At 36.0% G+C, this 13,787-nt stretch carries 10 protein-coding genes; 1 reads left to right on the forward strand and 9 read right to left on the reverse strand.

Annotated elements, in window-relative coordinates; translation table 11 throughout:
* Positions 1-307 precede the first annotated feature (307 nt).
* The 9 genes from FHK87_RS18405 to FHK87_RS18445 form a co-directional block, all read right to left on the reverse strand.
* Positions 308-1,378, reverse strand: a complete 1,071-nt coding sequence (locus tag FHK87_RS18405) for an isoaspartyl peptidase/L-asparaginase family protein (RefSeq protein ID WP_140595244.1) — start codon at positions 1,376-1,378, stop codon at positions 308-310.
* 2 nt (positions 1,379-1,380) lie between these two features.
* Positions 1,381-2,364 (reverse strand): toll/interleukin-1 receptor domain-containing protein, encoded by a 984-nt coding sequence (locus FHK87_RS18410; RefSeq protein ID WP_140595245.1) that lies wholly within the window; start codon positions 2,362-2,364, stop codon positions 1,381-1,383.
* Positions 2,365-2,648: 284 nt separating this feature from the next.
* The gene (locus FHK87_RS18415) at positions 2,649-3,965 is read right to left on the reverse strand and encodes an ATP-binding protein (RefSeq protein ID WP_140595246.1); all 1,317 of its coding nucleotides are present in this window, start codon (positions 3,963-3,965) and stop codon (positions 2,649-2,651) included.
* A 70-nt stretch (positions 3,966-4,035) separates the two neighbouring features.
* Positions 4,036-4,311 carry a hypothetical protein gene (locus tag FHK87_RS18420; protein ID WP_140595247.1) on the reverse strand — a complete coding sequence of 92 codons (276 nt, stop codon included), beginning with the start codon at positions 4,309-4,311 and terminating at the stop codon, positions 4,036-4,038.
* Between the two features lie 129 nt (positions 4,312-4,440).
* Positions 4,441-6,135 (reverse strand): eCIS core domain-containing protein, encoded by a 1,695-nt coding sequence (locus FHK87_RS18425; protein ID WP_140595248.1) that lies wholly within the window; start codon positions 6,133-6,135, stop codon positions 4,441-4,443.
* 91 nt (positions 6,136-6,226) lie between these two features.
* The gene (locus tag FHK87_RS18430) at positions 6,227-6,997 is read right to left on the reverse strand and encodes a ParA family protein (protein ID WP_140595249.1); all 771 of its coding nucleotides are present in this window, start codon (positions 6,995-6,997) and stop codon (positions 6,227-6,229) included.
* 68 nt (positions 6,998-7,065) lie between these two features.
* Entirely contained in the window at positions 7,066-8,484 is a 1,419-nt protein-coding gene (locus FHK87_RS18435; RefSeq protein ID WP_140595250.1) for a vanadium-dependent haloperoxidase, read from the reverse strand.
* Positions 8,485-8,588: 104 nt separating this feature from the next.
* Complete coding sequence (locus FHK87_RS18440) at positions 8,589-9,155, reverse strand: HEAT repeat domain-containing protein (protein ID WP_140595251.1); 567 nt, start codon at positions 9,153-9,155, stop codon at positions 8,589-8,591.
* Positions 9,156-9,239: 84 nt separating this feature from the next.
* Positions 9,240-13,583, reverse strand: a complete 4,344-nt coding sequence (locus FHK87_RS18445) for an eCIS core domain-containing protein (RefSeq protein ID WP_140595252.1) — start codon at positions 13,581-13,583, stop codon at positions 9,240-9,242.
* Between FHK87_RS18445 and FHK87_RS26350 the strand changes: the two genes are divergently transcribed.
* Complete coding sequence (locus tag FHK87_RS26350; RefSeq protein WP_226294319.1) at positions 13,582-13,728, forward strand: hypothetical protein; 147 nt, start codon at positions 13,582-13,584, stop codon at positions 13,726-13,728. The genes FHK87_RS18445 and FHK87_RS26350 overlap by 2 nt on opposite strands.
* Positions 13,729-13,787: the final 59 nt, after the last annotated feature.

Below are 13,787 nucleotides of genomic sequence, written 5' to 3' on the forward strand. Positions count from 1 at the left end.
AAAATGCAATCGATTATAAAATCAAAATACTTGGATTGGTTAGGTAACCTTAACTATCTTTATTTTAACAAGTAGACGTATTACTATTCAAATTGAATGGTATTAAGTAACAAATCTATTTTTTTGTTTTTAGTTATTTCACCTTTATCTTCTGAAGAGGCAATATAAACTTCTAAATCCCCCTTTTGAACTGTTGGAGAAAGAATTTATCTATCGATTAAACTGTTTTTGTAGAGATTTGGATAGATATTATAAATACAAAAGCCTCTTATGCAGAGGCTTTTGTATTTTTTTATAAACTTATATTTTATTCTTTGTAAATTTTTATTGTTAATTCATCATTGGCATTCATTGCAGCTCTGTACATCCCTTCGGTATTAAACTCCATTGTTACATTACCTTTATGATCTATAGCAACAATTCCACCTGTTCCTCCTAACTTAGTTAATTTGTTCTGTATAACTTCGTGAGCAGCATCTTTAAGAGATAATCCTTTGTACTCCATTAATGCAGATATATCATGAGCGACCATACCTCTGATAAAAAATTCTCCCCAACCTGTACTAGAAACAGCACACGAAGCATTATTTGCGTATGTTCCTGCCCCAATAATAGGAGAATCTCCTATACGATTCCACTTTTTATTGGTCATGCCTCCTGTAGAAGTTCCTGCAGCAAGATTACCATTTTTGTCTAGAGCCACACATCCTACAGTACCAAATTTACTATCTTTTATATCAGGATCATAAAAAGCTGTTTTTTGATCAGCTTCTTTTGCTTTAATCGCTTCTTTTACCTTTTTCAAGGATTTCATTCGATTTTCGGTATAAAAATATTTAGGATCAACGATTTCCAGATTTTGTTCTTTTGCAAATTGTTCTGCTCCTACTCCTGAGAGCATTACATGAGGGGAATTCAACATTACTTCTTTTGCAAGATTAATTGGATTTTTTACTATTGTGACTCCTGCTACCGCACCGGCATTAAGTGTTTTTCCATCCATTATAGAAGCATCTAATTCATTTCTACCTTCATTGGTAAATACAGCTCCTTTTCCTGCATTGAATAATGGCGAGTTTTCTAAAACATTAATTGTTTTTTCTATTGCTTCTAAACTAGTTCCCCCATTTTTTAAGATAGTATGCCCAACCTTAATAGCTTCTTCAAGCTTTGCTTTATAAGCAGCTTCTTTTTCCGGAGTCATATTTTTTTTAAGTATTGTACCTGCTCCTCCATGGATAACAATCCCAAAATTGTCTTTTGGCTCTTGAATCTCTTCTGTTGCAGTACTGGGTGTTGTGGCGTCTGCCTGCTCTTTACTTTCCTTCTTACAAGCTAAAAATAAAATAAGCCCTAAAAATATAGCTACTCTTTGCATAATTAAGCCGAATTGTGTTTACTATAATCGATTAAAGCGATTCTTCCTTTGAAAAACCTAAAGGTTAAATATACTATATTTCCTTGATTATCTTCTAAACACAAGGCGTTATTTAACTCAAAATCAAACGGCTGATATTGTCCTTCTTCTATAGCAATGTTATCTGCATACAGTGATAGTTTCTTATTAGGTTTTACGATGGGTTCTATCTTTCCTGAAATTCCAGGTATTTCTCCTGATTTGTTTAAAATAATAGAACCGGAATCTTTAGTTTTTTCTATTGTAACTACAATATCTTCTTTAGGGTTTACTTCTCTAAAAATAACTGCCGGATATTTTGGATGTGCAATAAGTACGGTATATAATTTACGATTGCGTATGATAAAATGAGTTAATCCTTTTTCATCTGTCGATCCTTCTAGATAAGTGGCGTTATTTGCTACTAGAACTATTTTTGCATTGTGAATTAAATCTAGTTGCTCATTCACTACTTTTATTGTAAAAATAAAGGGCTTTGGATTAATCAAAGTCGTAATCTTTGACCATTTATATTTTAGAAATGTCTTATCTTTTTTAAGTTTTTTTTCAATTAATCCTGCAAATTCATCCGGAGTTTTATTTTGTAAATCAATATATCCAACAGTCTTTAATATTCCAGGTATTTCTGTGTCATCAAATCGTGCAGGAAGAATATATTCTCTACTTTCTTGAAATGCTCTTGCTTGCATGGAAACTCTTTCATGATTGGTCCATAATTTTTGATTGTAAAACCCTGATATAAACATTACTGTATACCTAGCTCGATTTTGGTAAATCTCCGATAAGTATTCATATAGGTTTTTGCCCCACAAGTTTGTTTCTTCAAACAAGTCGTAAAAAACCTTAATTCCTCTGCTTTTCAAACTGTTGGCAACTTCTTCTACATATGCTCTATTTTCACCGGCAAAAGAAAGCGCAACATCATATTCATAATTTTTTGCATTCATCACTGACTTCTTTTTCTTTTTGACCTCGAACAACTCTTTCTCTTTTAAAATATCTTACATTACAAAATTACTTTCTTTATTTGGAATATTTCCAATTTTAATAGGAAATATTCCAACAAAATAATTACTTATAAACCGTAATTTTATACACTTTTAAACCATAAAATCATTATAAATACTAATAAAAATGGGTGGCATACTAGCTGTGTTTTCACAATTAGTATGCCACCCAGAATAGTGATCATCAAAATATAAAATGAATAGAATGTAATTGAGAAATAGGTTTAACGAATTACTCTACCTCCTTTTTGATATTCTCTTTGAATTCCTTCGATAACCGATTCATTATAAATTGTTTTTTTACCTTCATTGAGTGTACATAAGCATGCATATTGTACAATATTCATAATTTCTGCACCAGACAGGTCATATCGTTGTGCAATATTTGGTAAATCTACGTCTTGATGTAATCTTACTTTTGAAGGGAAAGCTTTTTGCCATAAAAGTAATCGTTCTGAAGCTTTAGGTAAAGGAAAATGGATTATAGACTGAAATCGTCTTACAAATGCATCATCAATGTTACTTTTTAAATTAGAAGCCAAAATCACAAGTCCTTTATAGCTTTCTATACGTTGTAATAGATAGGAAACTTCTTGATTTGCATATTTATCATGTGCATCTCTCACATTGGTCCGCTTACCAAAAAGGGCATCTGCCTCGTCAAAAAACAAGATATTCTCGGTTTTTTCTGCTTTTGCTAAGAGGTTAGCTAGGTTTTTTTCGGTTTCACCAATAAACTTGGACACAACCATAGAGAGATCTATTTTGTACACATCTCTTCCTGTATATTTGCCTAACAAACTCGCTGTTAATGTTTTTCCTGTACCGGGAGGACCATGAAACAATGCCCTATAGCCCGGTTTTAATTTTTTATACATTCCCCAATCATGTAATAAAGTATTACCATGAGTAACCCAAGTTTGTAATTCTTGTATTTGTGACAATGTGTTTTCATGTAGTACAAGATCATTCCATGTCATTTCTGTTTCAATAATTTGAGCAGGAAATTTCATACTGAACACGGGTTTACTTGCTTTACCCATTAAGAAAAGTTCTACATATTCTTGAGAAAGTATGATTCGTCCGCTCATTTTGGGTTCTCCATCTGGAGCTTCTTCCAGCCAAAGAATATGGTTTTGAGCAAAAAAGTGATCAGCGTCAAAAATTTGATGTACTTCTTTTGTTTTTTCAAAATCATCCCCTGCTGTCAAAAACAAAACAGTTTCTCCTGTAGGCAAAAAGCCTCTAAAGTTTTTACCTCTTACTCCGCCAAGTTGAGGAAAATCACCTGTAGATTGTAATTTGTTTTGTATGATACTATCCAAAAGATTACTTTGTATATGAGGACATAAGGCTAACAACAAAACGGTTCTTTCTAGAGTTGTTAATTTTTGGGTTTTGATGTTTTTTGGAATATGTAATTGCCAATCTTTAAAATCTGGAATTTCTGAAGGTTGCCCACTATTATCTACCTCAAAATATGTATCTAAACGATGCTCTATTAATGCTTTGAGGTAATTAAACTCTTTGGTTGTACTCATAAATTAAACATATAATCTTGTAAATTGAACTTGAAAATCAAAACATTGCTCCTTTTCAAAATACATATTTCTATTTCTCATTCAACTTGATTTCAGAAATTATCCAAGAGACACTTTTATCATCTACAAAACCATCAATCGGCATTATGGGGTACTCTTCATTTTCTCTGTTTTTGGTAAATTTAGCTCTTAGGAGTGCATTTAAATCATCATCTAAGAACTTATATTTTTTAAAGCTAGATTCTAAAATTGTCATATCAATAGTTTTGTCTTCCAAATTTCCTTCTAAAACCTCTATAATTTCACAATTATAAATAGTTCCGTAGGCATTCATTGACTTAGACACTATTTTAAGGACACAAGTTATATCGTTATTTTGAGATTTCATTTTTTTTGAATTTGAGCACGAATTAAAAGATATTATTAGAAAAATGATGATTATTTTTTTATACATGACATACTGTTTTTTGGAAATCTACCAGGTGGGTTCTCCAATTTCTACAACTACTCTTCGAGCTCCTCCCATTGCATTAATCAAAGAAGATGCTGTTCTAATTTTTACTTTATCTACAGTACCTCTAGTATATCTTGTCATATCTGGTGGAGGCCAAAAAGTTAATACATCATCATGATTTCCTGTTGACAAAGCAACATGATTAATACCATTAAAAAAAACTATTTTTCCTTTCGGAATGGGGTCACCGAAAGTATACCTAGATTTGCTTGAGGTCATTGCTTTGGGCCAATCAGACATTGGTGTATTGATGTATAGATTATGAATCCAACTCCACGTTAGCGCACCTGTTCGATAAGCAGATAAAAGAACCATTTCCCAACAATTAATTGTAGTAGAGCTAATAACTTCAGGAGCATTAGATTCACTACTTGCACTTGCCCAGTCAGCAAAATCATTTCCAGAGGTGTCTCCAACCCCAGATGTTCCGCCAGAAGGGTACCAAGATGCCTCTTGCCCAACCAAACTTGTCATTTCATCAGTTACATTATCTGAAGTTGATAATGAAACTAAATTATGATACATATATCCAGTTTTTTGAATATTCTTGTGAAATACTCGTATACGAAGCCAATTTCCAGAATTACTAATTACGGTAACTCTAGTATTTTTAGGAATATTTGCAATAAATTTTCCACTTTTACCGGGAGTTCCTCTTAAAGCAGCACTCCACTTGGTAGTTACAATACCTTCCCAAGGATATGTACTTTGCATATGCCGCTGTATTTTTTTCTTAACAGATTTTCCTTGTTGAATCGTATGTGTCAACTCGTGTGCCAATAACCGTTTGCCTTCTGTACTTTCAGGATGGTATTTCCCTGAGTTAAAATATATATCATTACCATGGGTAAAGGCTTGCGCTCCCAATTCTTTATTCATGGCTACCGATTCCTGATCCGTATGGATATTAACGTTGCTAAAGTCTCTACCAAATGAAGATTCCATTTCGGACCTTGTGTCTTTAGACATTTGCCTACCTGTTCCTGATGTATTCTTAATCCTCTTCGTTAACGTATGACTAGCTGCTGTTTTCTGATTGTTTTTAGTTTGTAAAGCCTCCTCTTCTCCCATTTTTTGTACCGGCTCTTCTTCTTCGCTCATTTGTTGAACAGTACCTTGTTCTTCTTCCTCTTTAGCTTGCACTGCTTCCTCCTCTTCTCCATTTTCCATTTTATTGACCATCTCTTCCTCATCCATTTTTTGCACCGGCTCTTCTTCTTCACTCATTTGTTGAACAGTACCTTGCTCTTCTTCCTCTTTAGATTGTAAGGCTTCCTCTTCTTTGGGAGTTTCCATTGCTTGAATTTCTGGTTTTTCTTGAACCATTTTATCCTCTTCCATCCGCTGTTCTGCGGTACCAAGCTTCTCATCGTCTTGTGGAGTTGCAAGAGACTCTCGTTGAATACTACTTATTTCTTTATTTTGGATATTGGGCTGTTGTGTTTTATTCACTACTCTATCTGCAACAGCATCTGCTTCTTTTTCGTACTTATCACCCGGTTGCCCTATCGTAAGTTTGGTTTGTACAGCTCCTCCTTTGGCAATATTAAAAAACGGTTGCCTATTTTCTTTTTTGAAGAAAGGAGTCTCTTTTTGCTCTTTACCTTCATTATGATGAGGGTTTTTGTTTCTACGAGAGGAAAATACACTTTTCATAGGTTCTAAGTTTTTTAATTTTTCTTTTTTTACGCCATTCTGATGTCTTGAAATTAGAAATTTATCTAATAATCTTTTGTATTAAAAATTACTACATTTTTTTCAATTTTGATAAAAACTCATTTGTTAATTCTAAGTAATCTATCGCCCCGTTTGCCTTTTTATCGTATGAAAAAATATCTTTTCCATCTTGTTGTGCATTGGCTAAAGCAATATTACTTCTGATACGGCTATCAAATACTTTTTCTTTAGAAAATTCTTCTTCTAATAGTGCTCTTACGTGTTCATTCATCTTTTTTCTTTGATCATATTTGGTAAGCACAAATCCCAGCAGTTTTACTTTTTTGTTTAGTTTTTTTACCATTTCAAAATGTTTTAAAAAACTTCTTACGCCTTTTAGAGGTAAAAATTCTGCTTGTAATGGAATCAATACAAAATCACTACTTACCAAAGCGTTTATAGTAAGCATTCCCATCGAAGGAGGGCAATCAATAAACACAAAATCATATCCTTTGAGAGGTGTAATCAATTGTGCAAGAATTTGCTCTCTACCATACACACTTGCTAATTCTAATTCTGCACCTGCCAAATCTAAAGAAGCAGGAATAAGATCAATTCCTGAGGCTTTTACGATGACATCACTAATGTTTGTTTCTTCTCCAAAAGCTTCTTTGCGCAATACTGTATAAACAGATTTTTCTATATCATCTGTAATACCTAGAGATTGTGTAAGATTTGCCTGAGGATCTACGTCGATCAACAGAACTTTTTTATTTTTTGACAGTAATCCTGCAGCAAGATTAATTGCTGTGGTCGTTTTACCTACCCCGCCTTTAAAATTTGCAATTGAGATTACTTTCATCTATTCCTTTTTAGAGTCTAATTAGCATTGATATTGTATGTCAAAAAAACTTAGGTTTTCAAGTAAAACTACTCTCCTAATTCTCCCAAAAAGTATTGATTGACTTTGCTCCATACTGCACAGCCTACTCTATTTCCTAGTTTTCGACCTTCTAGATCACCATCTTTAAAATGTATCCCGCCGTACAGTCTTGACATTCCTGCCTCGTCTGCGGCACCTTTTATGGTTTCCCATTTTATGATTACTTCTTCTGATGGAGTACAATTGGGTTCGATCTTTGACCCTCCTTTTGGGATCACAACTTCTTCTCCATATTTACTGCTTCCACAAAAGCTACACAATACTTCTTCTGCTGCTGCACTAAAGGTACTGTGTCCCGAAACGTATTCTGCAAAAGGAGGAGTTGTAATATAAGGAACCCAGTTTTCGCCTTCTATCTCTTGAGTACCCTCGCAAGGGCCGCCCCAGGCTTTTATTGTTTTTCCTCTATACAAATCCTGTATTGCAGATATTGGACGCACATAATCATAATGTACTTTACTGTCCCATGCTGCAATCCCGGCATCTAATAACGCATTTGATAATGCAAAAAACATTTTGATATCAAATGCATTTTTATGTTTATACATTCTCGAAAGGTATCGGGCTTGCCTACAACATTGTTCCGGTGGTGTTGCATTGCGATTAGAGTCTCCATCTTTGGTGGTATCTACAAATTTATCCTCGTGCATTCCTGCCCAGAATTCTGCAATTAACTTTTGTTCATCGGTAAGGCAGGCGCTGTACTCTAGTACCATATCTGCTTGATGTTTATACTCTTTTTCATCACAAGATGCCGGTGGACATGGCCTGAACTGTCCCGGCCAAGATAGCGCAAATGGTTGCACCAAGCCCCAATGCGCTGTAAGAAACTTTTGAGGTTTCTGATTGATTAATTGTGGTTGCCAGCGGTCTTCATATTTGAGTGGTTGAGGAACGGGAGGGTTTACAGGGCAATAATTTGCAAAATCTGAGTATCGTTCGTCTTCTAGCGTCGCATATTGATTTGCCCGATCTCCTGACCTATAATCGATAACCAGTTTACCGCATAGATTGCCTAAACCAGAAGGATTATCCGGCTCCATATTTTTATCATCGGGGTCAAAATTGCATTGCTGCATAAAATCCCGAAATATATTTTTCTTTTCGGCAGGTAACTCTAACCAAAACAATTCTTGCAATACCGTGTATGCAGCATGACTGTATGCGATTTCACGATTTTTGATCGTACATTCATGATCTGGTCGTTGTAAGCGGTTACCAGTGGTGGTACTCACTTCGCATCCTCCATTATTATAATTGGTCCAGGCATCATACATAGCAGTATGCACCATTGCCAAAGCTCTTGATGCTATGGTTGGCGAAAAACCTACATAATGTATCGCATCACAGGTTAGTCGGTTCCATATCTGGACTTCTGTGGGTGTATAGTCATTGTTTGTTGCCATAGGCTTTATGTTTTAAGTTGTTTATTCTATATTGTTTGTTTTTTTATATTTCATGTTCTTTTTCTTCTTAATTGGTAGGTTTTTAAGAACTAGCTTCAAAGATATTACAACAAAAGGTCTATACCTTTTATCATTGTCTCTGCACTTGCACGAACTTTTTTTGATTCGTCATTTTCAAAAACTTTTACTAAATCCTCTCTAAACTCTTTCCATTCAATGTATCCTAATCCTCCTATAGCAGCTAGTTTCACATTTTCATTAATATCAAATAGTAATTCTCTATAATTTTCATAATAATCATCCTTGAAATTTGAAGGCGAAGCTACCGCAACAAAATAGATATATTGAATTAAATCCGGTATTGAAGTTTCTTTAGAAATTAATTCGAATAATTCTTGTATTTTGAATACTTCTAATTTAGAGTGTATTATTTTAGTGAGCTCATCTAACTGTTCTCCTCTCAAAAGCAAATAATGCACTCCTAAAAGATGATCTTCTATGTAGTGTATGATATTTTTTTCATCTTCTGTTTGGTAAATCACTTCGTAAGGATTTGACTCTGAAGCTTTAATAGTGTCATTCCACAACCAATATTCATTGTAGGCAAATGTATCAACTACATCTCTTGACATATTTCCTTTTAATACTAATCTTTTACTTTTAGTACACATATAATTTATTAAATTAATTTCTATTACAACAACAATTTAAGACAATGCTTCTCAAAACGCTACAATATAAATAATTACTTCTCTTTATCTTAATCCATAAAATCTATATATTTTATTTCTAATATATTGAAGTGCATCTGATCTATCAAGAAAGCCGACATATCCTTCTGCTCTTAAGCTTGATTGTAACCAAGTTTTTATCAAACGGTTTTCTCTGCTAATTAATAATCTTCTTTGTTGTCTAGTCCCAACATCTCTTCTTCCTCGAATACTTCTTCCTGCGTCTATTTCCTCCAAACCTCTTTGAGCACCTTGTGCCCCTTTAAATGATGGAGGGAAAGCACCTCCACCCAATCTATGTCTAGATGTCAATGCCTGTTGCCAAGTCATTTCTCCTCTACCTATTAAATCTAAAATCATTGGACCAGTAGCAATTGTATTTGGAATTCTTACTGCTTCCCTTCCAAACATTAAATACGCAATTCTAGTTAATCTACCTTTAATTTTGGAAGTAATACCTGTTCCTCCACTAGCAACCAATGAACCTGGTATATTTCCTGTGCGGACAATACTTCTCATAGCTGTAGCCATTTGTCTTCCAGTCATACCCCTTTGTGACATAAATTGCCTTATAGTACTAGAAATACCGGCATAATCATGCGGACTTAAATTGACTAAAGCATTCCTTCCTCCAAGTATATTTTCTGAAACAGTTCCAGAATTTCCTACTTTATAATAGGCATTTTGCCCTTGTGGTAATGTATGTCCATGTCGTTGATGAAAACCAAGTGAAGCAGTAAAACCTGCTGATCCATCTATTTGCAATGGTCTATCTTCAGTACCACTACCAGAGTTTCTCATTCTCTGCACAGCTTGCTGCACTCTTGGTTCACTAAGAAGTTGTTGAACTACTTCATTTACTAATCTTCTTAATTCACGCCCTCTAGGCATATAGGCTCTTTGCACATCAGCAGTTGGATTAACTTGTGCTTTTATTTCCGCATAATTCCCAGATCTATCAACCCATAAACGGCGTAGTCTGTACCTAACTCTCCAATATGCTAATCTTGCTCTTAATCGTATTCCACCTATTCCTCTATCCAATAATCTTAAAAGGGGAGGACGAATTCTAGCAATGGCCCTTCTTAAACGAAGTTGATTATTTTCGTCTAAACCATGATCTCTTCTCCGTCTTTCATCTGGCCCATCTGTATCTCCTCTTCTACCTCTGCCACGGCCTCTTCTACCTCTGCCAGTCATTCTGCTCATAACATTCTGGAACCACTCCATTACACGATCAATAAATCGGCGAATACGCTGCATTACCTCCGAAGCTCCTGTACGCGCTCGACCAAAAAGCCCTCCTAAACGTTGGATAAAAGGCCTGATTCTTGGCAAGAAACTCATAATTTGTCTAATGATAGGCATGATACTTCGGGCAACTCTTCTAAGGATATTCGCTACTTGTCTTGCTGCACCCGCAGCTATTGATCCTCCCGCAGTAAAAAATGCCAATACTGCTTCAAATAATCCTTGACCTACCAGATTCCCTAATAATTCTCCTATTTTATTATCAGGTTGTTCCATAAGATTCATTAACCTTTCTGCAATACTAGAACCTATTCCTCTTACAGCATTCATTGCAGCTTCTATTGCTGATCTAATTATCGTTATAATTTGCCTTGGATTTGCCAGTAATTGTTGCAATCTATTGAGCAAGGATTGAAATGTTCCTACTGCATTACCCATAAGTGAGGATATCAGTTGTCTAGCTTCGCTCATCATTTCACTAAACTGACTGCCTAGTCGCCTGACAAAACTCATTACTAATCCTGGCAGTTGGAATAAATCTCGTATCATAATAAATGGCCCAGTAATCCCTTCCCATACTCCCATTGCTAACCCTTTTAAAAATCCAAAGGCAAATGATGGACTTCCTCCAGACATAATGGTAGCCATTTTGTTGGAAGCATTTACTTTACGTTGAGTTTGAAAAGCTAACATACGCTCCAAAAATCCAATCATTCCATTTTTAATAAATGGCCAGAGAAAACTTAAGATCGGATTAGAAGGAATCGCTCTAATTGCTCGAATCAGGATACTTATTATCCAATCAATAATTTTGCCTTTTACAGGATCAGGAAGAGCCCTCCATGCCATTCCTAAAACCAATCCAGCTATCCCAAATGGATTTACAGCTATAGCGATAATTCTACGTACAACTTCCCACACTTTCATCAAGAATTCCCTAATTCTTCGGAAAATTTGGCTTACATGTGTACTAACGTATTTGATACCGTTACGCACTGATGTTACCATATTCCTGAAATGAGTAAGTGCAAAATTAACGATCCCTCTTAATGGGGCTAGAATAGGACTGCCCAAAGATCCTAAAAAATTATTAGCTGTAATTTGGACTCTTCCTAGTATTCTAATCAACCAATCTGAGGCTTGAATCATTCCAGAGCCCACATTTTGCAATCCATTAGTAAGCATTGGCATTAAGGTGGTATTAAGGTATTGCCGGGCTCGAACTAACACATTTCCATCTCTCCATCGCTGACGCACCCAATTAAAGGCTCTTTGTAAATATGGCCATGCTCTAAATAATGCTAGTGCTGGTCCTGCCGGTGAAAGTAATAACAACACTGAGCCAATATTCTGCAAAGGTGCTTTGATAGGTTCTATTCTTTGTTTTATGGTATTCCAAAGCGCTAAAGCCTTTCCTTTGACCCACTCCCATATTCCACCTCCTTCACCGGTACCTTGATCTGCTGTGATGCCAAACCAACCTTTAATTCTAGTCCATGCACCTCCTATTGCATTTTTAACCGAATTAAAAACATTACCGACTCTTTGTATGAACCCTGTAAAGTTTTCCCATACACTGCCTCCAATTCTGCGTAACACATTCATAATTGGGACTCCAATAACCTCATTAATTCCCGTAAAGAAATTTTTGACTCTTCCTGCTACGTTTCGAATGCCACTAAAAACGGGTGTTACTACGCCGCTTATGAATGATCCAACTGAACTAGCGGCTGTTCTTGCCATATTGAAAGTGTTAGAGGTTGCTCCTCCAATAAAAGTCCTCATACTTCCTAATCCATTTGTAATTCGCTGCCTTAAACTACCAAACATTCCTAAAGCACCTCTAATTGGTGTCGACACTCCATTAAACAATGATCTAAATGCTTGACGAATCAAGTTTCCTAAAAAACTTCTGATCCCATCTCTCTCAATCAATCTTGCAAAATCAGGAGCGATTCTTCTTACCGCTGCCATTAATGCATCTTTACCCATCTCTAATGCACTTTGCGCCAAATTGGTAACTCCACGTCCTACAGCTCTGGCTCCTGAAACTACACCTCTTCCAAATGCTCGTGCACCTCGAGCAATGCCTCGACCTGCTCGTCTTGCGGCATCCCATAAACTGAACCGTTGAACTTTGGGTTGTGTGCGTTGATAAGATTTCTGTGGTTTCTGTCGTACTGCCCCTCCTTGTTGTATGGTATGCGTCAGTTCATGAGCCAATAAGTGATTGCCAGAATTTGAATTTGTATCGTATTTGTTTTCATTAAAATAAATATCACTGCCATGCGTAAATGCTTGGGCACCCAAATCTTTATTCATTTGAACGGCATCGCTACCTGTATGGACACGTACACTGCTAAAATCTGCACCAAAAGCAGACTCCATAGAGCTTCTGGTCGTGTCAGACAAAGGACTCCCCTTACCTTTAGATGAATTCAATTGAGATTGGAGCGTTGAAGAACCTGTACTTTCTTCATTACTCTTGGTTTGTACCTGTTTTTTAAGTTGAACGGGGGCTTCTTCCTCTGGTGGTTTTTCTTCAGGTTTTCTAAAGATATTTGGTTTCACTTGCGCATCAGCTTCAGGTACAGCATTACTTTCAAAAATAGGTTTTTGTTGTACTTCGGCATCAGCTTCAGAAAGTTCTTCTTCTTTTTCTTGAATCTGCTCTTCTTGAAGATCTGTATCTGCAGATCGTTGAATTGTACTGATCGAATGCTCTACAAACTTTGCTTGCACATCAGCTTCTGGCTCAGCGTTACTCTCAAAAATAGGTTTTTGCTGTACTTCGGCATCAGCTTCAGAAAGTTCTTCTTCTTTTTCTTGAACCTGCTCTTCTTGAAGATCTGTATCTGCAGATCGTTGAATGGTGCTAATCGAATGCTCTACAAGCTTTGCTTGCACATCAGCTTCTGGCTCAGCGTTACTCTCAAAAATAGGTTTTTGCTGTACTTCTGTATCTGCTTCAGAAAATTCGTCATCTTCTTTCTTTTGTAACTTTTCTTTGCCTTCATCATAGTTAAATTTAGACTGAACAGCATGTGTGGTTTCTGAAACGGGAGTTGTTGATTTTTGAGTGGGCTCACTAAGGCGTTGCACGACTTTGTCTGCCATGGCATCGGCTTCTACCTCGTACTTATCATTAGGCTTGCCTATTTTAAGCTTTGGTTGCAGGGTAGCCGGACTAAAAAATGGAGTAGTAGCCTCATTAGATTTTGAAAAAAAGCCTCCTTCTCCTTCTTTTTTAAAAAAAGGTTGACGCTTTGCCTGAATCTGACTTTGCGTAGTACTCGATTTATGTGCTTCGGCTGTTTTCAG

The sequence above is a fragment of the Aquimarina algicola genome (assembly GCF_006443095.1).
Classification (GTDB): domain Bacteria; phylum Bacteroidota; class Bacteroidia; order Flavobacteriales; family Flavobacteriaceae; genus Aquimarina; species Aquimarina algicola.